Here is a 24,084-nt window from a genome sequence, read left to right as displayed (position 1 = left end):
ATTTCGAGAACGAACGTTTTTGCGGTTGCGGCGCTGGCTGCAGGCATGGTGGCGCCTGCGCAGGCTCAGGATCTGCGGACGCTCAACACCAATGCGTACGGCACGCACGGTGGCCTGATCGACATGCCGACGGCGGAAATGGCCCCCGAGGGCGAAATCACGACAACCGTTTCGCACGGCGCCGATGCGACACGGACGACCGTCACCTTCCAGGCCACGCCCCGGCTGAGCGCCTCGTTTCGCTACTCGGGGCTGACCGGGCTGCGGCAGCGGACCAACAAGGGCCTGCTGCGGCTTTTCACGACATACTATGACCGCAGCTTCGACCTGCGGTTCCGGTTTCTCGACGAGACGGCGAACCGCCCGGCGGTGGCCGTGGGATTCCGCGATTTCGTCGGCACCGCGCTCTACGGGAGCGAATACATCGTCGCCACGAAATCGATCGGCGAGGACCTGCGCCTGACCGGCGGTATAGGCTGGGGGCGGTTGGGCAGTCACGGCGCCTTCGGCAGCACCGGCAGCCGGCCGAACACGATCCTGGGGTTGGGCGGCGTGCCGACCTACGACCAATGGTTCCGCGGGGACGTTTCGGCCTTCGCGGGCGCAAGTTACGACCTGACCGACCGGCTGAGCTTCCAACTGGAATATTCCTCGGACGGCTACGACCGGGAAGTGCGCGACGGGCTGCTGGACCGCGAATCGTCGCTGAATGTCGGCGTCGACTACAAGATCGGCGAGGCGTTCCGCCTGAGCGCCTATTCGCTTTACGGCGACGAGCTGGGCGTTAGCCTGTCGTGGACCATGAACACCAAGGAGCCGTCGGTGCGCGGCGGCTACGAACGCGCGCCCCTTCCGGTGGCGGTGCGCGAAGAGGCGGCGATCGCCGATCTCGGCTGGACCCTCGAAGATGGAACCCGGGACACGATCCGCGGCCGCGTGGCCAAGACCCTGGCCAAGGAAGAAATCGAACTCCACGCCTTCGATCTCAGGGCCCGCAGCGCCCGGGTCGCGATCCGCAATCCCACCTATGGCATGGCGCCGCAGGCGGTGGGACGCACCGCGCGTGTCCTCACCCGCACGCTGCCGGCCTCGGTGGAAACCCTTACGATCGTGCAGGTCGTGAACGGTATCCCCAGCAGCACGATCACTTTCGCCCGCTCCGATCTCGAGAAGCTGGAAAACGCACCGGCGCGCGATATCCTTGCGGCGGCCGAATTCCGCGACGGCTACACGCTCGGGCGGGACCTTCCGCTTCAAGAGGACGCTTTCCCGCGCTTCTATTATTCCGTCGGCCCATACGTGAAGCCGGGCCTGTTCGACCCGGGCGAGCCGCTGCGCGCGGACGCCGGGGTGCGCGTGAAGGGCGACTACCAGATCGCGCCGGGGTGGGTCGCCTCCGGCTCGGTGTCGCTCAAGTTGCTGGGCAACCTCGACGAAACGCCCGGCCCGCGGCCGGGGCAGGCCAAGGCCCCGCAGGTGCGTTCGAACATCGGCCTCTACGTGGGCGAGGAAGACCCGAAGATCGACCGGCTGACGATCGCCAACTACGCCAAGCCCACGCGCAACACCTACAGCCGCGTGACCGCCGGGTACCTCGAATCCATGTATGCCGGGGTTTCGGGCGAACTGCTTTGGAAGCCCGTGGACAGCAGCCTCGCCATCGGGGCCGAGGTCAACTACGTCGAACCGCGCGACTTCGACCAGCTGTTCGATCTGCGTACGCGGAACACGCCGGGCGGACAAATCCCGCATGTCTCGGGGCACCTGTCCGCCTATTACGATCTGGGAAACGGGTTCCACACCCGGGTCGACGCGGGACGCTACCTCGCCGGGGACTGGGGCGCGACGCTGGCCCTCGACCGCGAATTCGCCAATGGGTGGCGCGTCGGGGTTTTCGCCACGAAGACCGAGATCTCGTCGGACGATTTCGGCGAGGGCTCGTTCGACAAGGGAATCAGGGTCACGCTGCCGATCGCCTGGGGAACCGGGAAACCGACAACGCAGAAATTCTCGTCAACGCTTCGGCCCGTCGCGCGGGACGGGGGCCAGCGCGTTCACGTGAACGGACGTCTGTATGACACGGTGCGCGGCACCCACCGCCCGGAGATGGCCAAGACCTGGGGGAAATTCTGGAGATGAACGTCAGGGCGCTTCTGATCACCGGAGCGGTGACCGCCGGGCTTGCACTTGCCGGCTGCACGAACAACCCCAGCCGCAAGGCGACAGCATTGACCGTCGGCAAGCAGATCCTTCAGCCGGGCGGGAAGAAGGACACGTCCGAAACCTACGTCCAGCGCGTCTCGCGCGAGGCGGCGACGGCACTCGAGAACACGGACTTGCCGGTTGGCACGGTTCTTCTGCCCGCCCGCGACACCGGGGCCGTCCTCGTCCGAATCGAAACGAACGGCCCCTACGGGACCTGGGGCACCGGTGACAGAAGCTCGATCACGATGCGCGACGGCATGATAACGGCCACGCGCGGTCTCGGCGACGATCTGATGTCGTCCGACATCGACGGCGTCCTGTCGTTGGTGGCGCAGAAGTCGGAGGGCACCGCCGAACGTGTTCAGCGCTTTCTGGATGGCGAGAACAAGATCTACGAAGTCAGAACCCGCTGCCGGATCTCGGTTCAGGGGTCTGCAACGCGCGGCCCGACAATGGTTCGGGAAGCCTGCCGCGGCGACGACGTGGCGTTCGAGAACAGGTATGCCGTGAACACGGCCGGGCAGATTGTCGAATCCAAGCAGTGGATCAACGCGCGCAATGGCCATGCGGTCGTGAAGCGCCTGCGCTGACGGCGGAACAATCAAGCTGACAGTTTGGCCAAACAAGAAAAAGGCGGCCGGAGGGCCGCCTTTCCTGTTGGTTCGAACCAGTCAGGGCATCCCGGGATGCCGCACCGACTTCAGTTGCCGGTCGTCGTCGTGGTGGTCGTCGTGCCGGTGCCGTCCGAGTCGTCCAGCGTCGACACGAGGATCAGGCCGACCGCGGCGCCAGCTGCGATCATCTGTTCCTGGTCCATGCCGTTGCCCTGCGTCGAGACGAACGGATCCGTGGCGATTTCTTCGGCGTCTTCCGCGGCAACGGGGGCTGCAGCGGCAAAGCCGAGTGCAGCAGCTGCTGCAACAATCGAAAACTTCTTCATTTCATTTCTCCAAACCGGTTTTCGGATGCCTGCGGCAACCACAGGTACGCGTGGAATATTGCATAGATCATTGCCGAAAAAAAGAAGTCTTTTCCCGACCATGGCGGAATCACGCCCTGCGGACACACAGGCGGCAATGGGTGCAACATACTGATATTTCTTGTTTTCTCGCGGTGCCGTGCAGTTTCCACCCATGATGCCCCACGATTCCGCGCGCAGCGTGGCCCATGCGCAACATCACGAGCGGGTTCGCCATGCCACCGCCCGGCCCGCCCCGGCACGCGACTGCGCTGGCGGATACATGGCCACTCATCGCTGCTGTTCCGGCGATCGAAGGGCGCTGACCTCGCCGGCCGGGACCGTCGCGCCGTTCTCGAAAACGAGAATCGTCTGCCCGTTCTCTTTTCGGGCCTCAACCACCGGCTGATAGGTTTCGACAGCGTGCGTGGCCAGTTTCTCCTCTCCCGCATAGGATTCGATATCGAGCAGATACGACCCCACCGGAAGACGTTGGCCCGCCTGATCCGTGCCGGTCCAGGTGTAGACGCCGGACTCTGGCCGGATATCCTGTCGCGACACCGCCCTGCCATCTGCATCACGCACGACCAGCTCGGCACGATCCGCCTTTGGCTCCACGGTTATCCGGGCTTGCACCGGTGTCCCGTCGAAGGGAACCGGGGCCGGACTGCGTGCGGTCATGCCGATCACCGCGGAAAGCTCTGCGATACCCTGCGCCTGTATCTGCGCGCCGAGCGAACGGAGAAGATCGTTCGTCTGCACCTGCTGCTCGACCGTTGAAAACGCGGCCAACTGCGCGGCGAATTCCTGCGATTCCATCGGGTTGAGCGGGTCCTGGTTCTGCATTTGCGTGGTGAGCATTTTCAGGAAGGTCTCGAAATCCGCGCTCAGCCCGTTGCGGGCAGCAGCCTCCGAAGGGCCGGCTGGCCGGGTCGTCGCGGTCGCGGAGTCTGGCGGTTGCGTTTCCATGTGCGCCCCTTTTCGATGGCTAGAGCCGGATATCCATCCGGTCGGTATGGAGGAAGGTTCGGGTGGCCGGCTCGCCACCCGCGGTCTCCAGCGGGTTCATCGCCTCCGCCGGGTGGCTTTCATTGCCCTCGCCCCGGCCATGGGCATTCCGTTGATCCGCAGACCGCTCGCTGAACGAGAAACTGCTGTGCTCGTACCCCATGTCCCGGAATTCCTGCGCCAGAAGGGCCGCATGGCGTCGCATCAATTCAAGCGTTTCGGGACGCTCCGCCGCGAGGTTGACCGAAACCGTCCCTTCCCCGAGTGTCATGGAAATAGTGACCCGCCCCAGTTCGGCCGGCTGAAGCATGACGTCGACGGCCTTGCCGCCCGACTGCTGGATGATCTCGGCGAATTGATGGACGATCTGCTGCGCGACTTCCGGCCGCTGGAACACCATCGGTGCCCCAGCTTTCACGCCGCCAAGCGGTGACGGCATCCGTTGGTCCGCCGGTGAAAGCGCGTCCGCCACAGCATCCGTCCCGGCCGCGTGCGGGCTCACGGGTTCCGCCCCGGCCAGGGGCCCTTGCACCTGCGAAAGGCCGGCGACCAGCTGTCTTGCCGGTTGGGCCGGGTTGGCCGAAACGGTTTCCCGGCCCGAATCAGTCATGGTGTTCGGAGATCGCGGGCCGTCATCACCGGCAATGCTCCCTTCTCGGGCGGTGCGCAACGGGTCGGTCGGCGCGCCGGATTTCCTGAACGCAGGGGGCATCCCGTCACCATGACCGCGAGCGGTGTCCGATCCGTGCTGCGTCGGGGGATTCACCCCTGCAGATGGTGCATGCGACGCCGACTGCCCCGGCAGTGCCCCCTCGCGCACGCGTGCAACGTCGCCGTGGACAGCCTCCATTCCGGCCGGCTGCACTGACGCAGGCGCACCTTGCGCCATATGCGGACCGACTGCATCTTCTCTTGAAGACGGCGGCGGCAATCCGGCGCGCAACAATTCTGCCGCCGACCGTCCGCTTGGCACCGTAACAGGCTCTCCTGACCGAGGTGTGTTTTCCGGTGTGGTGCCAAGGTCGGGCTTGCCGCTGTCAGGTCCGGCCTGCGTTCCGTGGCGCACGTGGCTTGCATTGACGTTCGGCCGCTGACCGGCCGGGAATCCCTTCGGGCCAGCCGGCGGATCTGGCGGCCGGGCCATACCTCCCCGTCCATTGTCCGTAGCGGCATGCGGTGCTTCGGATGTTCGGGGTTTCTGCGGGTCGTGCGTTGGCGCATGTCCGGTTGCGGGTGGCCCGGCGGTTCCCGTCGCGACGTCCCCGTTCCGTTTCTTGCTCTGACTTTCGCCGGGGCTGCTCTCCCCCGTTTCGCTTCCACGCTCCGCGGTTTCGCCCTCCGGCTCGCGACCGCCAGCGCGGGAGGGTTGGGGCCGTTCCTCGAGCGCCCCCCCGTCCTGGCCGGTGTCACCGGACGGGGAACGGCCCACCATCCGGCCGAACGCATCGGGGTCGATCGGCTTGTCCCGTTCTTGCGATGTCGGCGTGACACGTTCCGGTCCGGTCACCGACCGCATGTCTTGCAGCGTTGGGTCAATCATGACGGCTCCGCCTTCGATCTTCGGCACTGCCAACGATGACAGGAGACGGTTACCGCTTCTTTACCGGCTTCGGGTCAAATCGGATGAAATCGCTGGAACGAGAGGTGACGTGATGACGGGCGACTTGCAACTCACGCCGGGAATGCCGGCTTCGGGGGCAACGAAACGCGGCGCGCGGCCACAGCAGGCCGCCCGAATGCTCGAGGCCAGTTTCATCGCCGAAATGCTCAAGGCAACAGGTTTCGGAGACGCCGAAGCATTCGGCGGGGGCGCCATTGGCGGGCAGTTCGCGTCGTTCCACAGACAGGCCGTCGCCCGGAAGATGGCGGAGAACGGGGGGCTCGGACTGGCCCCGATATTCCAAGATTCACTGAAGGAGATGGAACATGACCGGTGACACGGCCCAGCACCTCATCACGCGCCTGGATGAAATTCTCGATGCCGAGCGCGCCGCGCTGTTGCGCGGGGATATTCAGACACTCGAACGCCACGTCGAGGAAAAGGAAGCCCTGATCGCCGCGCTGAACGCCCTCGCGCCGACCGAAGCACAAGACCTGCCCGCACTTCAAGACAAGGCCAGGCACAACCAGGCTCTCTACGAAGGCGCGCTCGATGGTCTCAAGCGGGTGGCCCGCCGCATCGCAGCCTTCCGTCGCATCCGCGAATCGCTCGAGACCTACGACGAAGCGGGACGCCGCCGAACCATCCGCGGAACCATCGACACGACAGTCGAGAAACGCGCCTAGGTTTGACTCAAATCCGAAATAGAGACCGGAAAGGACTTAGCACTCCCTTAGCAGTTGAAGCCCCATCGTCGCCTCGCACCCAGTGACGGGTGGCGCGGCAGGGCCGATACCCGCGCCGCGGTCGTCAGAACGGCGCCCGAGGCCGTCCCCGACGGGGGCGGGACGTACACAGGCGCAAAAGCGCCGCAGGCTAAAGGAACAAGGCTTATGTCCAGCATTCTGACCAACAACAGCGCGATGGTCGCGCTGCAAACCCTGAAATCGGTCAACACGGACCTCGCGAAGACCCAGGACATGATCTCAACGGGCAAGGAAATCTCGACTGCCAAGGACAACGCATCGCTCTTCGCGATCTCCAAGGTCATGGAGTCCGACGTTTCCGGGTTCAAGGCGATCTCCGAAAGCCTCTCGCTTGGGGAATCGAGCGTCGCGGTGGCCCGGAATGCAGCGGAAACCACGACCGACCTGCTCAACCAGATGAAGGAGAAGATCGTCGCCGCCCAGGGTGACAACGTCGACCGCAGCAAGCTGCAAAGCGACGTGGCCGCCCTGCGCGACCAGATCAATTCGGTGGTCGGTTCGGCACAGTTCAACGGGCTCAATCTCGTCGACGGCAGCACCGGCAGCACCGATGTCCTCGCCTCGCTCGACCGCGACGCATCGGGCAACGTCACCTCGTCCTCGATCACGGTCAACGCCCAGGACCTGTCGACCGGCGGCTACACCGCGGCGGCGGCCTTCGCCGGGTCAACCGGCGTCTCTGCGGACCAAGGCGACAGTTTCGGCTTCTCGATGGATGCCAATGGCGGCACGAGCGACAACGGCACCATCGCGATCGACGATTCCGTCCTGTCGGCGGGCGACAAGCTGACCGTTCAACTCGGAAACGATACGGCCTCATACACCGTGACGTCCGAGGACATGGCATCGACCACGACTGCCGACGTGGTTTCCGTGGGCCTCAAGACCGCGATCGAGGAATCGGGCGCCAACGTCACCGTCGACTACGACTCGGGAACCGCGGGCCAGATCGTGGTGACCAACGCGGATGCGACCAATTCGCTTTCGGTGAGCGGCCAGTACACCAACGCCGGGTCCGGTGGCCTGGGCACGCTGGCCAGCATCGATGTCTCGACGTCCGGCGGCGCAAACAGTGCGCTGGCCAACATCGAAAGCCTGATCCAGACCTCGATCGACGCTGCCGCGTCCTTCGGCAAGGATCAGGCACGGATCTCCACGCAGTCGGACTTCGTCTCCAAACTGACGGATTCGATGGAGTCCGGAATCGGCAGCCTTGTCGATGCAAACATGGAGGAAACCTCGGCCCGGCTTCAGGCGTTGCAGACCCAGCAGCAGCTGGCCACCCAGTCGCTGTCGATCGCCAACCAGGCGCCGCAGTCCATCCTGGCACTGTTCCGGTAACCTGAGGATCGGGGGAACCGCGCGTTCCCCCGAACCACGCCGGGCCTTCACCCAATCCAAACCAGAAAGGTCGCCACGTGAACGCGATGCATTCCGCGCAACAGGCCTACGGCCAGGCCGGGCGCTCCACCCGTACCCCGCGCGCCACCGAATACGAAGCCTTCGCCCGCGTCACCCGCCGCCTGCAGCAAGCCGAAAACGGGCCCCGGACAACGTTCGGCGACCTTGCGGCCGCGGTACACGACAACCGGCGCCTGTGGTCCATACTGGCTGCCGATCTGGCCGGTCACGGCAACGGGTTGCCCGAAGAGCTGCGCGCGCGCCTGCTGTCGCTGGCGCGCTTCACCGACGACCACAGCGCGAGAGTCCTGGGCGGCACCGCCTCCGCGAGTGTCCTCATCGAGGTGAACACCGCCGTGATGCAGGGGCTGCGGGACCGGGGGGCAACGGCATGAGCGGGCTGGTCCTGAAACTCGGGCCGCGCGAGCGCGTGCTGATAAACGGCGCCGTTGTCGAAAACGGAGAGCGGCGCGCCCGCTTCTCCATCGTCACCCCGGACGCCAACATCCTTCGACTGCGCGACGCGATCCACCCCGAGGAGGCCAACACGCCTGTCCGGCGGGTGTGCTACGCCACGCAGCTCGTCCTGTCGGGCGACACGACGCCCGAAAACGCCCGGATGCAGCTCCTGCGGCGGATCGAGGAACTCAGCCAGGTTCTCACCGATGCGGACAGCCGCGCACATCTCGCGCGGGCCACCGACGCGTTGCTCGAAGGGCAGTTCTATCAGGTCCTGAAATGTCTGCGCGCCCTGATCCCCCGTGAAGACCGGCTCCTGGCCCACGGCGCAAGGTGAGCTTTCAGCCTGTCATACCCGCAAGCGGCCTTGCCGGGTGGCGGTTTCTCCAACAAACCGGTGCACGGCAGATGGAGGCCCACGCCAATACGCCCGCGATCACGCGCGACACCGAGTATTTCGAGCACACCATCGGGACCGTGCGCCATGCCAAGGACCTTGTCGCAGACCGAAGGCTGTTGCGCGTGGCGCTCGGCGCCTTCGGGCTGGAGGCCGATCTGGATAACCGTTTCTTCATCCGCCGGATCCTCGAGGAAGGAACGCAGGCACGGGACGCACTGGCCAACAGGCTGTCCGATGACCGTTACAGGCGCTTCGCCGATGCCTTCGGATTCGCCGGCGGCGGAGCACCACGTACGGCGAAACAGGGATTCGGCGCGGAAATAACGGCCCTCTACCGGCGGCAAGGCTTCGAAACGGCCGTCGGCACGCAGGACGAGGCGATGCGTCTTGCGATGAACGCAGACCGCGAGTTCGCGAGGATCGCGAACGAGGATGCCACCGAGACCGCGCGTTGGTACCGGATACTGGGCACGCCGCCGCTGCGGAAGGTGTTCGAGACAGCCCTCGGCCTGCCGGAGAGCTTCGGTCAACTGGATCTCGACCGGCAGCTCGAAACCTTCCGTGCACGGGCCGACCGTCATCTCGGGCTGCAGAGCCTGGATGCGCTCGAAGACGAGGAAACGCGCTCGGGGATCCTGGAGAGGTTCGTGGTCCGCAACCAGCTCGACGGGGTTTCCGGTGGCGCAGACAGCGGCGCCATCGCGCTGACCCTGCTTCAGGCGCCTTCGCGCGCGCCCTGAAACGACGTCCCCGGAACGGGCGCTGTCCGCTCTTGCGCGGCCGCGCCGCCACCGGCGCGGGATTGACCTGCCTGCCTTGCCGTGCCGACGGCACCGGCCCGCCTGAGGATCATCGCCAGCCGGTCGAAACTGTTCTCGACCGACACACGCTCGGTGTCCGCCAGATAGCTGTCAAGCTCCGGCCAGGCACGCACCGCCATGTCGAGCTCGGGGTCGCGCCCCTCTGCATAAAGCCCTGCCTTGACCATGGTCTCGGCGCGGTCATGAACACCGAGAAGATGCCTCGCCTTACTTATGAGTTCGTTTTCGGCGGCATTCGCGGCCCCGGGAAGGCTGCGCGAAACAGAGCGCAGCAGGTCCACCGCCGGGTATCGCCCACGCTCGGCAATGCCGCGATCCAGCACGACGTGCCCGTCGAGAACCCCGCGCAAGATGTCGGCCACGGGTTCGTCCATGTCCGAGGCCGGGACCAGTACGCTGAAAAGGCCCGTGATGTCGCCCGCCGTCCCGCTGCCCGGCCCGGCGCGTTCACAAAGCGCAGTGATCACATGCGCCGTAGACGCGGGATAACCGCGAAGCGCCGGCAACTCGCCCGCCGCTGTCGCGATCTCGCGGTGCGCCTCGGCGAATCGCGTGATCGAATCCACGAGGAACAGCACGTGCCGGCCTTGGTCGCGAAAGTGCTCGGCAACGCTCATCGCCGTCCATGCGCAACGTCTGCGCACAAGCGGTGACCGGTCCGACGTTGCGGCGACCACCACGGCGCGCCGCATGCCCTCGGGGCCCAGCGCCCTTTCCGTGAAATCCCGCAACTCGCGCCCTCGTTCCCCGACAAGCGCAACCACCACCACGTCCGCGTCCATGTTGCGCGCGAAGGTCGAAAGAAGGCTCGATTTGCCCACGCCCGAGCCCGCGAAAAGACCGACCCTCTGGCCTCGGACCACCGGCAGGAGGGTGTTGAAGGCGGCCATCCCCGTGGAAAGCCGTTCGCCCAGCGCCCGGCGGTCCGCCGGTTCCGGCGGATCCGCCCGCAGGGGTCGCGGGCAGCGGCCGCGCAACAGCGGCCGCCCGTCGAGGGGCCGGCCGAACGGATCGATCACGCGCCCGACCCAGTTGTCCGACGGCGCGATCCCGAGCGGGCCGAGAAGCTGTGCACCGTCGCCCAGCGCGACCCCGGCAGGCGGAGAATCGGGCAGCATCAAAAGAGCACCGTGATCCAGTTGGACCGCCTCGCCAGAGAGCCACCCGCCGGAACTCCGCCGCACCCGGAGCCGGTCGCCCAGCCGTGCGCGCCCCTCGAGGCCGGAGATGCGCAGCGCGTCACCCTCCACGGCACAAACCCGCCCCAAGGGGCGATCCACCGCCAGTGTCGCGATCTCAGCCTGCAGGTTGGCAAGGTCGTCCCGGCCCATCGTGCGCTCCGCTCATTTCCTGAAAACGGTTTCTAAAGGAATCACGGTTAAGCCTTGATTGAAGCCAATCGAGGGAGAAGCCCCGATGTTCGAGAACCTGCAAGTCTTCCGAACGGCGCATGCGATGGCGGTCCACGCCGGCACGCGCCAGGCCGTCGTCGCGCGGAACATGGCCAACGCCGACACCCCGGGCTATGCCGCCCGCGACATCCCGGCGTTCAAGGACATGGTCGATGGGACAACGCGCCCCTTCGCCCTGCGCGCCACGCGGGCCGGGCACCTCACGGACAGCGCCGGGACACTGTCTGCGACCGTCATACGGCGCGACGATCAGCCGACGAACCCGAACGGCAATGGCGTCACGCTCGAGGACGAGATGCTCAAGGCCGTCGCGGTCAAGCGCCAGCACGACCGCGCGATCGCGATCTACAAGTCTTCACTCAATATTCTGCGCACCGCCGTCGGACACCGATAGGAGGCTCTCGATGAGCGAATTCAAGAACGCCCTTTCGGTCTCCGCCAGCGGCCTCGGCGCACAGGCGCAACGCCTGCGTCACCTGTCGGAGAACATCGCCAACGCCGACACGCCCGGCTATCGCCGCAAGACCGTTTCGTTCGAATCCCAGGTCGGCACGGGGGACACTCCGGGACGCGTGCGCACCGGCCCGGTCACCCTCGACCGGAGCGAACTCACCCGGATTTACGATCCCGGCCACCCGATGGCCGACGCAAGCGGCCATTACCTCGGGTCCAACGTCAACCTGATGATCGAGATCGCCGACGCCCGCGAAGCCCAGCGCAGCTACGAGGCCAACCTGAAGATGTTCGAACAGACCCGAAAGATGTCGTCGGGCCTGCTCGACCTCCTCCGCCGGTAACAGGAGACACGACATGACCATCGCATCCGTCAATGCCGCCAAGGCTTACGCCGCCGCACGGCCGACGACCGAACCCGATGCCGGAAAAGGCCAGGAAGGTCTGTCGGGCCTTGCCAAGGACTTCGCCGCGACCCTGCGGAACGGCGAGGAAACGGCCCAGGCGGCGATGACCGGCAGCGTCGACCCCCACGCACTGGTGCAGGCGCTTGCACAGACGGAACTGGCCGTGGAAACCGCCGTGACCGTGCGCGACAAGGTCGTGAAGGCCTACCAGGACATCCTGCGGATGCCCGTGTGAGCAATGATGGACGAGGTCGTCTTCTTCGACACCCTCCGCCAGGGACTCTGGACCGCCGTTCTGGTCTCGTTTCCCATCCTGATGGTGGCGCTCCTGGCGGGCCTCCTCGTCGGGCTGTTCCAGGCATTGACCTCGATCCAGGAACTCACGCTGACCTTCGTGCCCAAGCTCGGGGCCATCGTGCTCGTGTTCTGGGTCTCCATGGGCTTCATGACCCAGACGCTGGTCGCCTTCTTCCAGGACCGGCTGATCCCCTTGATCACAGGAGGCTGAAATGGAAATCGCAGGCTATGCCACGCTGACCCGGCAAGCCGGGCTACTGCGCGAGATGCAGGTGGTGGCCAACAACATCGCGAACGCCGCGACGACCGGCTACCGCCAGGAAGGGCTCGTTTTCGCCGAACACGTGCAGCGGCTCGACAACGCGCCCTCCCTGTCGATGGCGACGGCCAATGCGCGCAGCACGTCCATGGCGCAGGGGACCCTCACCAAGACCGGCGGCTCCCTCGATTTCGCGATCGAGGGCGAAGCCTTCTTTCTCGTCGAAACCCCGGCGGGTGAGCGGCTCACACGGGCCGGCAGTTTCGCACTGACCGCGGCGGGCGATATCGTCAACAATGACGGGCACCGCTTGCTGGACGCCGGCGGCGCGCCGGTCTTCGTGCCACCCGGCGCCACCGACCTCGGGTTGGCAGCGGATGGCACGCTGAGCGCGCAGGGCCGGCCATTGGCACAGATCGCGCTCGTCCGGCCGGTCGACCCGGTTGGGCTGGTGCGCGAAGACGGCGTCATGTTCCGCTCCGAGGCAGGTATCGCCCCGGCCGACGACGCCCGGGTTGTCCAGGGGTTCCTGGAGGCCTCCAACGTCGATCCGGTCGGGCAGATGGCCCGGATGATCGAGGTGCAGCGCGCCTACGAGATGGGGCAGAGCTTCCTCGACGCCGAGAACGAACGGCTGCGCGGTGCCCTCAAGACATTCTTCCGTTAACGAAAGGAGCAGCCGATGCGCGCCCTGAAAATCGCCGCCACAGGAATGGCCGCGCAACAGATGCGGGTCGAAACGATTTCCAACAACCTCGCCAACATGTCGACAACGGGCTACAACGCGCGCCGGGCCGAGTTTTCGGACCTGCACTACCAGCAATATGCCCGGGCCGGGACCGTAAGCGCCTCGAACGGGGCCGTCCTGCCGACCGGCGTTCAGCTTGGCCTGGGCGTGCGGCCTGCCGCCGTCTCGGTTCAGCTCTCGCAGGGCTCGCTCACCCAGACCAACGGGGACCTCGACGTCGCGATCGACGGTGCGGGTTATCTCGAGGTCGAACTGCCCTCCGGTCAGCTCGCCTATACCCGCGACGGGTCACTCAAGCGTTCCGCCGAGGGCGTGATCGTGACCTCCGACGGCCACGCGCTCTCCGACGAGATCGTCATACCCGACGACGCGCGGCGCCTGTCGATCAATGCCGACGGCGAGGTCTATGTCTATTTCCGGGACGCGGCCGAGGCCCAGCTGATCGGCCAGATCGGCCTGACCGGTTTCACCAACCCCAAGGGCCTCGAAGCATTGGGCAGCAACCTGTTCGCCGAAACCGAAGCCTCCGGCCCCCCACTTGTCGGCACGGCGGGCGAGGACGGTCTCGGCACGTTGCGCCAGGGGTACCTCGAGGACAGCTCGGTCGACCCCGTCCGCGAGGTCACCGAACTGGTCGAGGCGCAGCGCGGCTACGAGCTCAACTCCAAGGTCATCTCGGCGGCCGACCAGATGCTCGGCGCGACGACGCAGGTCCGTTGATGACATCGCGTTTGCTCGGCTTGACGGCGCTTTGCCTGCTGGTGGCGTGTACCGCCGCGGCCGACACCGTGCTCGCGGCCCGCACGATCCGCGCGCAGGCGGTGATCTCGCCCGCCGATGTCGTGGTCAAGAACATCGAAATCGCGGGCGCGGCCACGTCGGTCGACCAGGTCGTCGGCAAGGAAGCCCGCGTCGCGCTTTACGCCGGGCGTCCGGTTCGCCCGCGTGACATCGGGCCGCCCGCCATCATCGAGCGTAACCAGATCGTCCCCATCGTCTTCGAGAGCGAGGGTCTGCACATCTCGGCAGAGGGCCGGTCGCTGTCGCGGGCCGGTCCGGGCGAAAGGGTGCGCGTGATGAACCTTTCCTCCCGCACCACACTGTTCGGCACCGTCGAGCCGGATGGCACGGTACGGGTGTCTCGACAGGGCCTGGGGAGATGACATTGCATAAGCTTGTGCTCTTTATCACGCTTGCCTTCGTGCTGGCCGCCTGTGCGCGCGTGGATCACCTGGGCCGCCCCCCCGGCTTCACGCCCACGACAGGCTCGGCCGAGCAGACGGCAATGTTCCATCCGGGGATGCCCAGAACGGTCGACCGCCGTGAGGCTGCCGATCACGCGTCTCTTTGGCGGCGCGGGCGCGATTCGCTTCTCGGCGATCGGCGCGCGAGGCGCCGCGGCGATATCCTTACAGTCGTCATAGAAATCGACGAGCAAGCCGAGATCTCGAATTCGACATCGCGTTCGCGCTCCGGCTCGGAAAGCCTCGGCATCCCGCAGCTATTCGGTCTGCCGCAGCGCATCGACCCTGACCTGCCCGACGGTGCGACACTCGGCAACGCAGTTTCGGTGGAATCCTCCAGCGCCTCGGACGGCGACGGGTCGGTGAAGCGCAACGAAAAGCTGACCCTGCGGATCGCCGCCACGATCACGCGGGTTCTGCCAAACGGGGTGCTGGCCATAGAGGGATTGCAGGAGGTGCGGGTGAACTTCGAGATCCGCGAACTCCTCGTGTCCGGGTACGTTCGGCCCGAGGATATCTCGCGCCAGAACGAGATCACCTACGACAAGATCGCCTCGGCCCGGATCTCCTACGGCGGGCGCGGCCATATCAGCGACGTGCAGCAGCCCCGCCCCGGCCAGCAGGTGCTCGACATGATCCTGCCATTCTGAGAGGCGCCCATGATCCGAAGACTACTTCCAGTTCTTCTCGTGCTGGCCGGCATCGGCGGCGGCGTATCCGCTGGCTTCGCGCTGCGCCCGGCGCCCGAGACGGCAACGAACGCAGACGCCTGTGCTTGTGCCGGGCAGGTCGATACCCGGGCAGACACAGGCCGAAAGGCCGCGCCCGAGACCTCTGGCCGCAAGGCCGACCGCGAATACGTCAAGTTGAACAACCAGTTCGTCGTCCCCCTCATGGAAGACGACATGGTGACGGGGCTTGTCGTCCTGTCGCTGAGCGTCGAGGTTGCCGCCGGGCTCACCGAGACCGTCTACAAACGCGAACCCAAGCTGCGCGATGCCTTCCTGCGCGTGCTGTTCGACCATGCCAACATGGGCGGTTTCCGCGGCGCCTTCACCGACAACAACAAGCTCGACATCCTGCGCGGCGCGCTCAACGACGCTGCGCTCGCGGTGATCGGCGAGTCGGTCACGGATGTGCTGATTCTCGATATCGCGAGACAGGACGTCTGACTGCACGCGCAGGCGTTCACCGGTCGGACCAACTTCGTATCACGGCAAGACGTTGCTGTTCCTCCGCCCGGCGCCGCCGGATGTCACGGGCGGCGTCACGTTCCATTTGCTCCGCGAGTCGCTCCGCCGCGACCTTGCGGCCGTTCGCGGCGCGCAGCGCGGCAATGTGCTTCTCCTTTTGCGCGAGCACCGCGGCCAGCCTGGAGTTGAGTTCGGCGCGCCGGCGCGCCACCCATCCTTGCCAGAGCACATCGGCACCGATCGCGCGCGCGGCGGTGGCCGTGGTATCGTGCCAGTGAGCATCAAGCTGGCCGAGGTCCTCCCTCAGCGCGGCCTCCTCGCGCAGGGTTTCATGCATCCGCGCCTGCTCCATCTCGTACAGCGCGCCAGCGAGACGGACGATATCGCTCACGGCGCGCGTCTCCGGCCTGCGGTGCTCCCGCGGCGCATGGCCTCGGCGAAGCGGATCGCCGCGGCCACCGCGCGGTAGTGAGCGGGGTCGATTTCCTCACCGATCCGCGTGGTGTCATGCAGCGCGCGCGCTGTCGGCGGGTCGCGGCGCAGCGGCACGCCACTTTCCTCGGCAAGTTCGCGAATCGCGCGGGCAATGTGATCGACGCCCTTGGCCACGCAGACAGGCGCGGTGCCCGGCTCACGGCTCCAGCGCAGGGCGACGGCATAGTGGGTCGGGTTGACGATGACCACATCGGCTTCGGGCACCTCGGCCATCATGCGCGACGCCGCGACCTCCTGCCCGCGCTGTCGCCGCTCCTGCTTCATGTGCGGATCACCCTCGTGCTGCTTGTGCTCTTCCTTCACTTCGCGGTGCGACATCCGGTTGCGCCGCATGTGGTCGTGGTATTGCCAGATATAGTCGATCGCCCCGATGCCGATGGCGATCACGACGACGACCCCCATGAACTCGATCATCATGCGCCCCATCAGTGCCGCGGCCGGCGCCGGCCCGGCGTGCAACGCGCCGGCCATGTCCGAGAACCGGTAGACGAGGAACGCGAAGAGCAGCACCGAGTACAGCATCAGTTTCGCGGCACTCTTGGCGAATTCGAAAAGACCCGACGGCCCGTACTTGTTCTTCGCGTTGCTGACCGGGCTGATGCGTGACAGCTTGGGTGCAAGCTTCGTGGGCGCCACCACGAAACTCCGTTGCGCCAGAACGGACGCCAGGGCGAGACCGGCAGGGATCAGGAACCAGCCGGCCAGCGCCACCGATACTGCGCCGACCAAGCCACCGAGCAACGCGGTGCCCGGGTCATGGAACAACCTGTCGGACAGCGCATCGGATCGGTCGATCAGGGCCATGAGCCGGATGCCCAGGTGTTCCACCGAGGCGGGTCCGATCGCCAGTGCCGCCAGCAGGAACCCGGCGTAGGCGGCCGCCGTGTTCAGATCGGCCGAGCGCGCGACCTCGCCCTTCCTGCGCGCCTCTTCCAGCTTGTGGCGCGTGGGCTCATGCGACTTGTCGGTTTCGTCCTCGCCACCGGTCATGGTCCGCCGCCGAACGGATCCGCCAGAAAGCCGCGCATCGCCTCGAACCACAGGGTCAGCATCGCCGGCGCCAGAAGGAGCAGCAGGACAAGACCTGCGGCGGTTATGGCCGGGGCACCCACGAAGACAACCATCAACTGGGGCATGGCACGGTTAATGATGCCCAGCGCCAGATTGTAGAGAACCGAGACGATGACGAAGGGAGCCGCCAGCGTGAAGGCCAGGGCGAAGGCCGCCGCGACCTGCTGCACGCCCCAGTCGGCCACGTCCGCCGGATCTGGCATCGCGCCCACGGGCAGCGCGTCATAGGTTCGGATCAGGGTCTCGGCGACATGAACGTGCAGGCCCAGGATCATCGCCAGCGACAGCCCCGCAACCGTCAGGAGATGCCCGATCGCCGGCAGGGGCGCGGCCCCGGCCGCGCCGAGGATCTGCGCAAGCGACGTGGCCTGCGCCGCGATCGACCCTGCCGTCTGAAGCGCGAGAAGAAACAGCCGAAGCCCGATCCCGAGGATCAGGCCCGCCGCGGTCTCGGTCAGGACGAGCCAGGCCCAGCCGGCATCCGCCGCGACCGCGCCGTGAAAGCCAGTGCCAACGCCAGCTTGATGCGCACGGGCACCGAACGTCCGCCGAAACCGGGGAAGAGTGACATGACGGGCCCCACCCGCAGGAAGACGACGAAATACAGCCACAGGACCTCTTGCACCGGCGCGAGCAGGGCGGCAGACCCGGTCATGCTGCCACGGTCCCGACAAGCGCCGGTTTCGCATCGAGGCCGATCTCCTCGAAAGAAAGCACCGGGTTCGAAATCCGGCGCGCGAACAGGACCGTCCGCAGGAAGCGGCGCCGCGGCGTGGAGGTCACGAGCGCAGGATATATCCCCTGTTCGGCGGCCTTCTCGATCTGTTCGGAAACCCCGGACGTCAGCGTGCCGAAGACCTCGGGCGGAAGCGCCACGTCGGGGTTTGCCCGGTCACCGCCGACCTGGTAGGTGGAAAAGGTATCCTCCCATTCGGGCGCGAGCTGGATCAGCGGCAGGGTTCCGTCCTCGCGCTGCAACTGCGCGACCAGCTGGAACCCCAGGCGTTGGCGAACGTGTTCGCAGATCGCTTCGGGCTGGGAATGGCTTTGCCTTGCCTCCGCGGCGGCCTCCATGATGAGCGGCAGGTTGCGGATCGAGACCTGTTCGTCGAGCAGCATCCGCAGAACGGCATGCAACAGGTCCGGCGGGAGCCGGTCCGGGATCATTTCATCGAGCAGCTTGCGGTTCGCCTCGGCGCGCGTGGGGTCGGACAGGTTGACCAACTCGTCGAGCAACCGCCGCATCACCTTCATTGTCAGCAACCGGCCGAGGTTCTTCTTGATCGTTTCCAGCAGATGCGTGGCCAGCACCTCTCCCGGGCTGATCGTCGTCGCCCCCGAGAGCGCCGCCGCGTCCCGCGAGTTTTCGGCGATCCAGCGCGCCGGTGCACCGTAGACGGGCTCCTCGACGGCCTCACCGGGCGGCGGATCGTCATTTGCCTCCGACTCGAGCATCAGAACCTGTTCAGGGCGCAGGACGGCGCGGGCCTGCTCCACGCCCTGGATGCGGATCACGTAGGTGCCCGAGGCCAGCGACGGATCGTCCGTCAACCTGATTTCCGGCAGGACCAGCCCGAAGGTGGTGGCCACGTGATTGCGCATGTTCGAAATCCGTGCATCGAGCCCCGTACCCGGATCGAGCACCATGTTGACCAGGTCCGGCGCGAACTCGACGTGGATGTCGTCCAACTCCAGAATGTCGCCCATGGACGGCCGCGCCGCATCCGAAGGTTGCTCGGGGGTGTCTCCCGCTTGGTTCTCCGCACCGGTGTGATCACGCCGGTAGATCATCAGTGCCGCGGCACCGAGCCCCACCCCTCCGAGCGTGAAGGGAAGGAACGGAAGCCCCGGCACAAGGCCGAAAAGCACCATCAGCACGGCGACCGTCGCCATCGCGGCCGGGTGCCGGCCCAGCTGCCCGGCGATCGCCAGGTCGGTGGCCCCCGTCGTGCCACCGCGCGCCAGGAGCAGTGCCGAGGCGATGGAGATGACCACCGCCGGGATCTGCGTCACCAACCCGTCTCCGACGGTCAGGATCGCGTATGTCTCAAAGGCGGTCGACAGTGCCATGCCGTGCACGACCGTGCCCATGATGAGCCCCATGACGAGGTTCAGAAGCGTGATCAGCAGGCCCGCGATCGCATCGCCCTTCACGAATTTGGAGGCCCCGTCGAGCGAGCCGAAAAAGGTGGTCTCCTGTTGCTCTGTCTCGCGCCGGGCCTTGGCCTCGGCATGGTCAATGGCGCCGGCGGACATGTCGCTGTCGATCGCCAGCTGCTTGCCCGGCATGCCGTCGAGCGCGAAACGCGCACCGACTTCGGCCATACGCGCCGCGCCCTTGGTGATGACCATGAAATTCACGATCAAAAGGACCCCGAAGACAACGAGGCCGAGGAAGACGCTGCCGCCCATCACGAACTGCGCGAATCCCTGGATGACATCGCCCGCCGCATTCGTTCCCGTGTGCCCTTCGCCGATGATCAGCTTGGTTGACGACACGTTGAGCGACAGCCGCAACATCAACGAGGCCAGGAGCACCGTGGGGAAAGCCGAGAAGTCCAGGGGCCGCTCGATGAAAAGCGTCACCGTGAAGATGAGGATCGCAAGTGCGAACGACCCGGCAAGCCCGACATCGAGCACCCATGGCGGCATCGGCAGGATCATCATCACGATCACGGCCATCAGGGCCAGAGCCAGCAGGACGGTCGGCTGGAACACGGCGCGCGCGGAGAGCTTGAGCATGTTTCAGAATCCCTCGCCGCGTTGGTCCAGCTTGATCAGCGCCCGGGCCGGGGTATCGGTCAGGGAAACCAGCGAGCCCGGGGCCGATGCGCCGTTGCCGTCTTGTAACAGGGGGAACCGGTTCGCCGACGCTGAGAGCCCGGAAGAGGGTGTCACCGCAGGAGAACCGACTTCCGGCGCGGCCGGTCTTTCCGCCAGCGCCCGCCTGATCGACTGGAAACGCGCCTTGTAGCGGCGGGCGTGTTCGGGGGTTCTGGAGTGATAGGCCCCCGCCGCGGCAGGCCAGCTTCCGGTTTCCCGGTAGAGACGCGCCAGAAACGCCGCCGCGTACCGCGCGTTGGCTGCCGGTTCGAGCATCTGATCGACCGACGTGAAGGCGTGGCCGTGCCAGCGGTAGTTGATCTGGAAACATCCCACGTCGAAGTTCCGTGCGCCGTTCTTGCGGTGCGCGCGGAGGTAGGCACTCGCGGCGTCGCGCGTCTCGAACCACCGGCCCTGACCGCGCATATTCACGGCCCACGGCCAGGGCATGAGTTCATCGCCGCGCCTGCGCCCGGTCTCGGTGCGCGTGATTGCGTGCATGACGTCGATCGGAACACCGGACTCCGCGGATGCGTTTTCCGCGGCGCGGTCGCAAAGGGCCGGCTGTTTCGCGTGCGCCACCGGCGCGGCAAGCAGTCCCGTCAGGAGCAACAGGGAAAGCATCCCCGGCCGCGCGCCCGTTGCCTTGTCGATTGCACGAGCGAGCGGGACACGTGTGCCCGCGAAAAGAGCCTGTTTTGCATTCTGCAGGGCCTGCATTGGGTCTTACTCGCGAAAGCGCATTCTGTCGCTGGCCCAATCGATAGGCCGTATTTCTTGCGATTCGGTAAGTGTCGGCCGGGTCGGAGCCTGACGCGTCATTCGGTGGAGGCTTCGGGCGAAATGCGCGTGCGCAACAGCGCCTCCATGCTGGCCCGCGTGGCACCCGCATCCTCGATCAGGTGACGTTTCCGCGCCAGAGCGCCGTTCTGTGTTGCTCCGGCAGAAACGTCGTCGGCGCCGGGATCCCCTGTTGCCAACCGTGCAATGCGAGCGAGCACTTCGTTCTCGCTATCGCGCAGGGCGGACCAATCGCCGCCGAGCCACGCTTCGCGCTCGGCTTTCCGTGGTTCTCCCAGCGCTTGGTAATAGGCATGCGCGGCGCCATGCTCCCCCGCCATGCTTCTGGCCCGGGCCCGCAGCTTGTTTGCGGCATCTCCGGAGAGACCCAACAAAGCCGCCTCCGCCTGGCGCGGCAACCGCAACTGCAGGAACCGCTCCGCGCGCAAAAGCCGTTGCTCACGTCGCGCGGCCCCCTCCGCCTCTGTTTCCAGGTAGCGCGCCGCGGGTTTCGTGAAGCCGAGTTCCAGCAGACGACGGGCCGCGGCATTGGCCGCTTGCGGCGCCGGCATCTCACCGCCTTCGGGATGACGAGCTGCTGCAAACCGCAGGAAAGTCACGTCGTCAGCGGTTTCGGCCATAAGTGCCAGCAACTCCGACGGCACGCCGTCGGAAGCAAGCGCACCCCGACGCGTTTCGATCCGGTCCAGATGCGCGTAGGCTTCTTCGAAAGCCCCCGACGCCGCAGCGGCAAGGATCTGGGCGCGTTCGAGGTCTCGTCCAAGCGGCGTGCCCCGATGCTCTGTGGCGAGCGCGGCGGCGAGTTGCGCGGTTTCGTATGAGATGGCTGCATCTCGCGCAAGTCGGCTCTCGATCCTGCGCAGAACGGCACGCGCCGACGCTGGCTTGCCCGCCCTTGCAACATCGTCAAGTTGCGACTCGGCGACTTCGTGCTCGTTGTCCGCCAGGGCGATCTCGGCGTGAACCAGTCTCGCTCGTGCATGCGCTTCGGCGGGCGCGCGATCCAGTATTCGCAACACGTCGCGCGCACTGGCCTTGCGATCGGCGTTCATGAAGCGGTCCGCCAGCATGCCGCCAAGATACGGGCGAAGGTGCTGCGGCAGCCCGCTGAGGGTGCGCAACACCGCGTCCGTATCGATCGCCCGGCCACGCGGCAGACGTTCGTGTGACAGAACCGACCAGAACGCGGCCGGCGAGTCGCACGACAGCTGGTCGGCCAGGATGTTTTCCGCCCCGGCGTGCCCGTCCTCCATGATCCGCGCGAGGGCGGTCAGCACGGAATGCGTTCGCGCAGGCAACTCCACGAAACGCAAGGCCTGCCCGGCCTCCGCCCCGAAACCGAAATGCAGGTAGAATCGCGCGAGCGCGAGCGCGGTGTCCGGCGAGGTCTCCCCGAGTTCCCCGGTCAACTGCGCGCGCAGGCGGCCCAGCTGATTGCCGAACCCGCCGTCATCGGCCCATTCCCCGATGGCAAGTTCTTCCGCGTCGAGACAGAACTCGCCGTCACGGGTCTGTTCCGTTTCCGGGTAGCGTGCGCGGAAATCCCGGTCCACGGTGCTTTGGGCCTTGAGATTCGCAAGCCCCGCCGGCGTGCGCCGATCCGGCGGCTCGGGAACGGAGGGCTTCATCTCCTTTGCCGACGCGTCGGGAGCGCGGCCCTGGGGTGACCGCTCCGGCACCTGGTCATCGACTGCGGGCTTTTCTTTCGCCTGCGTCCGGTCGAGCGGCGTCAGCAGCCCCTGAGACGCCGCGCGCGCCAGATTGCGCAACAGGCGGTCGCGCGCCACCGAAAGGCGACCAGCGGTTGCAGGCGCATTGCCGGTCGCGTCAGGCTCCCCTGGCGGGACCAGGCGTTCGAGCGCCAGTTCGGTCGGCCCACCGGAACTGGTCGATTGCGCTCCGGTCGGATCATTCCCCTTGCCATCTGCACGCTCGCTGCCTTGATCAACGGGTGACGGGCTCTCGAAAGCGTCCCGGGAAGGCCGCGCCGGGCGTTCCGCCCGCTCCGCCTCGCCCTCCTCGGGTGACTCGATGTCTATGACCAGAAACGACTCCCCGTACCAGAACCCGTTCACGGTGCAATCACAGGCAAGGGACAGCTGGATGGTCCCGGTTTCGGCATCCACCGACAACCCCGAAAGGCGGGTTCTGGGGATGCGGGAAAACACCTCGCTGGTGTCGAAAACAAGATCCTGCCGGGCAAGGCTGAGTTCCCTGCCATCGCCTGTGGGAGAAAGCTGCCAGTCCATCCGAGAGGGCAGATCGAACACCAGACGCGAGAACCGCTCGTGCTCTCCGGAGCGCACGGTCACGGTCTGAGCCAGGGCAGGAGACCCGCAGGCGAGGATGGACAGCGCCAGCAGCCGGAAAACCCAAGAGGTCATGCAGCCTCCTGCTTGACGCTTTTCAACGCATCCTCGAGTTCGGAGAACGCGGGACGGTAGTGCGACGGCGTGTTCTGGCGGCCGACCTCGATACACAGGTTGGTCGAGTGATTGTGCAGGTTCGCAACCAGGACCTCGCGGATCAGCTGGTAGAAATGCCCGTCCTCCTCGACCACGGCCTTGAGCTTACCGGCGAAAGGTCCGACCAGGCCGTAGGCCAGGAACACCCCGAGAAAGGTTCCGACGAGCGCGCCGCCGATCATCTTGCCGAGGATCTCGGGCGGCTGGTCGATGGACGCCATCGTCTTGATGACCCCGAGGACCGCCGCCACGATTCCGAGGGCGGGCAATCCGTCCGCCATGGTCTGCAAGGCGTGACTGGAATGCAGCGCGTGCGCGAGGTTTCCCTCCATGCGCTTTTCAAGCACTTCCTCCACCTGCATCGGATCGTCATAATTCATGGATGCGGACCGCAGCGTGTCGCAGATCAGCGACACGGCCTCGTCGTCGGCTTGTATCTTGGGATAGCGACCGAAGATCGGGGACTGATGCGGCGCCTCGACATGTTCCTCGATCGCCACCGGGTTCTGACGTGCGAGCCGGATGAGTGCGAAAAGAAGGCACAGCAGGTCGCGGTAATCCCCGGGCTTCCACTTCGGCCCCCTGAAGACCTTTCCGATGTCCTTCGCCGTCTGCTTGACGGCGGGAATGTCATTGCTGATGAGAAACGCCCCGACAGCCGCGCCGCCGATGATCATCATCTCGAAGGGGAGGGCCTGCAGTATGATTCCGAACTTGCCGCCGGCCGCGAGATAGCCGCCGAAGACCATGGCGAAGATAACCAGGATACCGATAAATCCGAGCATCTGCGTTTCATC

The 24,084-nt window shown here is 66.1% G+C and carries 29 protein-coding genes; 17 read left to right on the top strand and 12 right to left on the bottom strand.

Going from position 1 to position 24,084, the window contains the following annotated elements:
• Positions 1–45: 45 nt before the first annotated feature.
• Positions 46–2,139: a YjbH domain-containing protein gene (locus tag CEF10_RS05640; RefSeq protein ID WP_101067158.1), complete on the top strand. Its 2,094-nt coding sequence runs from the start codon at positions 46–48 to the stop codon at positions 2,137–2,139.
• Complete coding sequence (locus CEF10_RS05635; RefSeq protein WP_101067157.1) at positions 2,136–2,795, top strand: YjbF family lipoprotein; 660 nt, start codon at positions 2,136–2,138, stop codon at positions 2,793–2,795. Before CEF10_RS05640 ends, CEF10_RS05635 begins: the two co-directional genes overlap by 4 nt.
• Before the next feature lie 110 nt (positions 2,796–2,905).
• Here the strand turns inward: CEF10_RS05635 and CEF10_RS05630 are convergent, their stop codons facing one another.
• The 3 genes from CEF10_RS05630 to fliK all read right to left on the bottom strand — a co-directional run bounded on the left by CEF10_RS05630 (position 2,906) and on the right by fliK (position 4,643).
• Positions 2,906–3,145: a hypothetical protein gene (locus CEF10_RS05630; protein ID WP_101067156.1), complete on the bottom strand. Its 240-nt coding sequence runs from the start codon at positions 3,143–3,145 to the stop codon at positions 2,906–2,908.
• Between the two features lie 309 nt (positions 3,146–3,454).
• On the bottom strand, positions 3,455–4,132 hold the full coding sequence (locus CEF10_RS05625) for a flagellar hook capping FlgD N-terminal domain-containing protein (protein ID WP_101067155.1): 678 nt from the start codon (positions 4,130–4,132) through the stop codon (positions 3,455–3,457).
• Positions 4,133–4,151: 19 nt separating this feature from the next.
• Positions 4,152–4,643, bottom strand: coding sequence for a flagellar hook-length control protein FliK (fliK, locus tag CEF10_RS16835; protein ID WP_232796415.1), 492 nt, complete (start codon positions 4,641–4,643; stop codon positions 4,152–4,154).
• A 1,180-nt stretch (positions 4,644–5,823) separates the two neighbouring features.
• On the opposite strand from fliK, the gene CEF10_RS05615 reads away from it, so the two are divergent.
• The 6 genes from CEF10_RS05615 to CEF10_RS05590 all read left to right on the top strand — a co-directional run bounded on the left by CEF10_RS05615 (position 5,824) and on the right by CEF10_RS05590 (position 9,538).
• Positions 5,824–6,108, top strand: a complete 285-nt coding sequence (locus tag CEF10_RS05615) for a rod-binding protein (RefSeq protein ID WP_232796414.1) — start codon at positions 5,824–5,826, stop codon at positions 6,106–6,108.
• On the top strand, positions 6,098–6,457 hold the full coding sequence (locus CEF10_RS05610; protein WP_101067153.1) for a flagellar protein FlgN: 360 nt from the start codon (positions 6,098–6,100) through the stop codon (positions 6,455–6,457). The genes CEF10_RS05615 and CEF10_RS05610 overlap by 11 nt, the downstream gene beginning before the upstream one ends.
• A 207-nt stretch (positions 6,458–6,664) precedes the next feature.
• Positions 6,665–7,879: a flagellin gene (locus CEF10_RS05605; protein ID WP_101067152.1), complete on the top strand. Its 1,215-nt coding sequence runs from the start codon at positions 6,665–6,667 to the stop codon at positions 7,877–7,879.
• Between the two features lie 86 nt (positions 7,880–7,965).
• Complete coding sequence (gene flaF / locus CEF10_RS05600; RefSeq protein WP_332870139.1) at positions 7,966–8,334, top strand: flagellar biosynthesis regulator FlaF; 369 nt, start codon at positions 7,966–7,968, stop codon at positions 8,332–8,334.
• Positions 8,331–8,735, top strand: coding sequence for a flagellar biosynthesis repressor FlbT (gene flbT / locus CEF10_RS05595; RefSeq protein ID WP_101067150.1), 405 nt, complete (start codon positions 8,331–8,333; stop codon positions 8,733–8,735). The genes flaF and flbT overlap by 4 nt, the downstream gene beginning before the upstream one ends.
• 71 nt (positions 8,736–8,806) lie before the next feature.
• Positions 8,807–9,538, top strand: a complete 732-nt coding sequence (locus CEF10_RS05590; RefSeq protein WP_232796413.1) for a DUF1217 domain-containing protein — start codon at positions 8,807–8,809, stop codon at positions 9,536–9,538.
• On the opposite strand, the gene CEF10_RS05585 is transcribed toward CEF10_RS05590, so the two are convergent.
• Entirely contained in the window at positions 9,514–10,950 is a 1,437-nt protein-coding gene (locus tag CEF10_RS05585) for a FliI/YscN family ATPase (RefSeq protein ID WP_101067148.1), read from the bottom strand. The two genes, CEF10_RS05590 and CEF10_RS05585, sit on opposite strands and share 25 nt — an antisense overlap.
• 85 nt (positions 10,951–11,035) lie before the next feature.
• Here CEF10_RS05585 and CEF10_RS05580 point away from each other — a divergent pair, with 85 nt between their 5' ends.
• Genes CEF10_RS05580 through CEF10_RS05540 form a run of 9 tightly spaced genes read left to right on the top strand, consistent with a single transcriptional unit; the run spans position 11,036 to position 15,611 of the window.
• Positions 11,036–11,425, top strand: a complete 390-nt coding sequence (locus CEF10_RS05580) for a FlgB family protein (RefSeq protein ID WP_101067147.1) — start codon at positions 11,036–11,038, stop codon at positions 11,423–11,425.
• 10 nt (positions 11,426–11,435) lie between these two features.
• Complete coding sequence (flgC, locus tag CEF10_RS05575) at positions 11,436–11,828, top strand: flagellar basal body rod protein FlgC (RefSeq protein WP_101067146.1); 393 nt, start codon at positions 11,436–11,438, stop codon at positions 11,826–11,828.
• A 13-nt stretch (positions 11,829–11,841) separates the two neighbouring features.
• Positions 11,842–12,126, top strand: coding sequence for a flagellar hook-basal body complex protein FliE (gene fliE / locus CEF10_RS05570; RefSeq protein WP_101067145.1), 285 nt, complete (start codon positions 11,842–11,844; stop codon positions 12,124–12,126).
• 3 nt (positions 12,127–12,129) lie between these two features.
• Positions 12,130–12,399, top strand: coding sequence for a flagellar biosynthetic protein FliQ (locus CEF10_RS05565; RefSeq protein ID WP_101067144.1), 270 nt, complete (start codon positions 12,130–12,132; stop codon positions 12,397–12,399).
• A gap of 1 nt (position 12,400) precedes the next feature.
• Positions 12,401–13,114 carry a flagellar hook-basal body complex protein gene (locus CEF10_RS05560; RefSeq protein ID WP_101067143.1) on the top strand — a complete coding sequence of 238 codons (714 nt, stop codon included), beginning with the start codon at positions 12,401–12,403 and terminating at the stop codon, positions 13,112–13,114.
• Positions 13,115–13,129: 15 nt separating this feature from the next.
• A complete protein-coding gene (gene flgG / locus CEF10_RS05555; protein ID WP_101067142.1) occupies positions 13,130–13,915 on the top strand; it encodes a flagellar basal-body rod protein FlgG in 786 nt (261 codons plus the stop codon).
• Positions 13,915–14,358, top strand: a complete 444-nt coding sequence (gene flgA / locus CEF10_RS05550) for a flagellar basal body P-ring formation chaperone FlgA (protein ID WP_101067141.1) — start codon at positions 13,915–13,917, stop codon at positions 14,356–14,358. Before flgG ends, flgA begins: the two co-directional genes overlap by 1 nt.
• Positions 14,355–15,089, top strand: a complete 735-nt coding sequence (flgH, locus tag CEF10_RS05545; protein ID WP_101067140.1) for a flagellar basal body L-ring protein FlgH — start codon at positions 14,355–14,357, stop codon at positions 15,087–15,089. Before flgA ends, flgH begins: the two co-directional genes overlap by 4 nt.
• A 9-nt stretch (positions 15,090–15,098) precedes the next feature.
• Positions 15,099–15,611 (top strand): flagellar basal body-associated FliL family protein, encoded by a 513-nt coding sequence (locus CEF10_RS05540; protein ID WP_101067139.1) that lies wholly within the window; start codon positions 15,099–15,101, stop codon positions 15,609–15,611.
• A gap of 16 nt (positions 15,612–15,627) precedes the next feature.
• Here CEF10_RS05540 and CEF10_RS05535 read toward each other — a convergent pair whose 3' ends face one another.
• The 8 genes from CEF10_RS05535 to motA all read right to left on the bottom strand — a co-directional run bounded on the left by CEF10_RS05535 (position 15,628) and on the right by motA (position 24,072).
• Positions 15,628–16,023 (bottom strand): hypothetical protein, encoded by a 396-nt coding sequence (locus CEF10_RS05535; RefSeq protein ID WP_101067138.1) that lies wholly within the window; start codon positions 16,021–16,023, stop codon positions 15,628–15,630.
• Positions 16,020–17,117 carry an EscU/YscU/HrcU family type III secretion system export apparatus switch protein gene (locus CEF10_RS05530; RefSeq protein WP_101067137.1) on the bottom strand — a complete coding sequence of 366 codons (1,098 nt, stop codon included), beginning with the start codon at positions 17,115–17,117 and terminating at the stop codon, positions 16,020–16,022. Before CEF10_RS05530 ends, CEF10_RS05535 begins: the two co-directional genes overlap by 4 nt.
• Complete coding sequence (locus CEF10_RS05525) at positions 17,114–17,623, bottom strand: flagellar biosynthetic protein FliR (protein WP_332870138.1); 510 nt, start codon at positions 17,621–17,623, stop codon at positions 17,114–17,116. Before CEF10_RS05525 ends, CEF10_RS05530 begins: the two co-directional genes overlap by 4 nt.
• Positions 17,624–17,652: 29 nt before the next feature.
• The gene (locus tag CEF10_RS17420) at positions 17,653–17,769 is read right to left on the bottom strand and encodes a hypothetical protein (RefSeq protein ID WP_332870137.1); all 117 of its coding nucleotides are present in this window, start codon (positions 17,767–17,769) and stop codon (positions 17,653–17,655) included.
• 80 nt (positions 17,770–17,849) lie between these two features.
• Positions 17,850–19,940 carry a flagellar biosynthesis protein FlhA gene (flhA, locus tag CEF10_RS05520; protein ID WP_101067136.1) on the bottom strand — a complete coding sequence of 697 codons (2,091 nt, stop codon included), beginning with the start codon at positions 19,938–19,940 and terminating at the stop codon, positions 17,850–17,852.
• Positions 19,941–19,943: 3 nt separating this feature from the next.
• Positions 19,944–20,741 (bottom strand): transglycosylase SLT domain-containing protein, encoded by a 798-nt coding sequence (locus tag CEF10_RS05515; RefSeq protein ID WP_232796412.1) that lies wholly within the window; start codon positions 20,739–20,741, stop codon positions 19,944–19,946.
• Positions 20,742–20,839: 98 nt separating this feature from the next.
• Positions 20,840–23,206 carry a coiled-coil domain-containing protein gene (locus tag CEF10_RS05510; RefSeq protein WP_101067134.1) on the bottom strand — a complete coding sequence of 789 codons (2,367 nt, stop codon included), beginning with the start codon at positions 23,204–23,206 and terminating at the stop codon, positions 20,840–20,842.
• Positions 23,203–24,072 carry a flagellar motor stator protein MotA gene (gene motA, locus CEF10_RS05505; protein WP_101067133.1) on the bottom strand — a complete coding sequence of 290 codons (870 nt, stop codon included), beginning with the start codon at positions 24,070–24,072 and terminating at the stop codon, positions 23,203–23,205. Before motA ends, CEF10_RS05510 begins: the two co-directional genes overlap by 4 nt.
• Positions 24,073–24,084: the final 12 nt, after the last annotated feature.

Origin of the sequence: Roseovarius salinarum, from assembly GCF_002834145.1 — a bacterium.
Lineage (GTDB): Bacteria > Pseudomonadota > Alphaproteobacteria > Rhodobacterales > Rhodobacteraceae > Roseovarius > Roseovarius salinarum.
Note: the sequence above shows the minus strand (reverse complement) of the source record. Positions and strands in the feature narration are given on the sequence as shown.

Bases quoted from the DNA above. Each gene is read 5' to 3' on its own strand.
- CEF10_RS05585 (WP_101067148.1), bottom strand. From the start codon at position 10,950: ATGGGCCGGGACGACCTTGCCAACCTGCAGGCTGAGATCGCGACACTG.
- CEF10_RS05590 (WP_232796413.1), top strand. From the start codon at position 8,807: ATGGAGGCCCACGCCAATACGCCCGCGATCACGCGCGACACCGAGTAT.
- CEF10_RS17420 (WP_332870137.1), bottom strand. From the start codon at position 17,769: ATGTCACTCTTCCCCGGTTTCGGCGGACGTTCGGTGCCCGTGCGCATC.
- flbT (WP_101067150.1), top strand. From the start codon at position 8,331: ATGAGCGGGCTGGTCCTGAAACTCGGGCCGCGCGAGCGCGTGCTGATA.
- CEF10_RS05515 (WP_232796412.1), bottom strand. From the start codon at position 20,741: ATGCAGGCCCTGCAGAATGCAAAACAGGCTCTTTTCGCGGGCACACGT.
- CEF10_RS05630 (WP_101067156.1), bottom strand. From the start codon at position 3,145: ATGAAGAAGTTTTCGATTGTTGCAGCAGCTGCTGCACTCGGCTTTGCC.
- CEF10_RS05625 (WP_101067155.1), bottom strand. From the start codon at position 4,132: ATGGAAACGCAACCGCCAGACTCCGCGACCGCGACGACCCGGCCAGCC.
- CEF10_RS05510 (WP_101067134.1), bottom strand. From the start codon at position 23,206: ATGACCTCTTGGGTTTTCCGGCTGCTGGCGCTGTCCATCCTCGCCTGC.
- flgH (WP_101067140.1), top strand. From the start codon at position 14,355: ATGACATTGCATAAGCTTGTGCTCTTTATCACGCTTGCCTTCGTGCTG.
- CEF10_RS05560 (WP_101067143.1), top strand. From the start codon at position 12,401: ATGGAAATCGCAGGCTATGCCACGCTGACCCGGCAAGCCGGGCTACTG.
- CEF10_RS05615 (WP_232796414.1), top strand. From the start codon at position 5,824: ATGACGGGCGACTTGCAACTCACGCCGGGAATGCCGGCTTCGGGGGCA.
- CEF10_RS05610 (WP_101067153.1), top strand. From the start codon at position 6,098: ATGACCGGTGACACGGCCCAGCACCTCATCACGCGCCTGGATGAAATT.
- CEF10_RS05640 (WP_101067158.1), top strand. From the start codon at position 46: ATGGTGGCGCCTGCGCAGGCTCAGGATCTGCGGACGCTCAACACCAAT.
- flgC (WP_101067146.1), top strand. From the start codon at position 11,436: ATGAGCGAATTCAAGAACGCCCTTTCGGTCTCCGCCAGCGGCCTCGGC.
- CEF10_RS05635 (WP_101067157.1), top strand. From the start codon at position 2,136: ATGAACGTCAGGGCGCTTCTGATCACCGGAGCGGTGACCGCCGGGCTT.
- flgA (WP_101067141.1), top strand. From the start codon at position 13,915: ATGACATCGCGTTTGCTCGGCTTGACGGCGCTTTGCCTGCTGGTGGCG.
- CEF10_RS05605 (WP_101067152.1), top strand. From the start codon at position 6,665: ATGTCCAGCATTCTGACCAACAACAGCGCGATGGTCGCGCTGCAAACC.
- flaF (WP_332870139.1), top strand. From the start codon at position 7,966: ATGCATTCCGCGCAACAGGCCTACGGCCAGGCCGGGCGCTCCACCCGT.
- flgG (WP_101067142.1), top strand. From the start codon at position 13,130: ATGCGCGCCCTGAAAATCGCCGCCACAGGAATGGCCGCGCAACAGATG.
- flhA (WP_101067136.1), bottom strand. From the start codon at position 19,940: ATGCTCAAGCTCTCCGCGCGCGCCGTGTTCCAGCCGACCGTCCTGCTG.
- CEF10_RS05540 (WP_101067139.1), top strand. From the start codon at position 15,099: ATGATCCGAAGACTACTTCCAGTTCTTCTCGTGCTGGCCGGCATCGGC.
- CEF10_RS05565 (WP_101067144.1), top strand. From the start codon at position 12,130: ATGATGGACGAGGTCGTCTTCTTCGACACCCTCCGCCAGGGACTCTGG.
- motA (WP_101067133.1), bottom strand. From the start codon at position 24,072: ATGCTCGGATTTATCGGTATCCTGGTTATCTTCGCCATGGTCTTCGGC.
- fliE (WP_101067145.1), top strand. From the start codon at position 11,842: ATGACCATCGCATCCGTCAATGCCGCCAAGGCTTACGCCGCCGCACGG.
- CEF10_RS05580 (WP_101067147.1), top strand. From the start codon at position 11,036: ATGTTCGAGAACCTGCAAGTCTTCCGAACGGCGCATGCGATGGCGGTC.
- CEF10_RS05530 (WP_101067137.1), bottom strand. From the start codon at position 17,117: ATGACCGGTGGCGAGGACGAAACCGACAAGTCGCATGAGCCCACGCGC.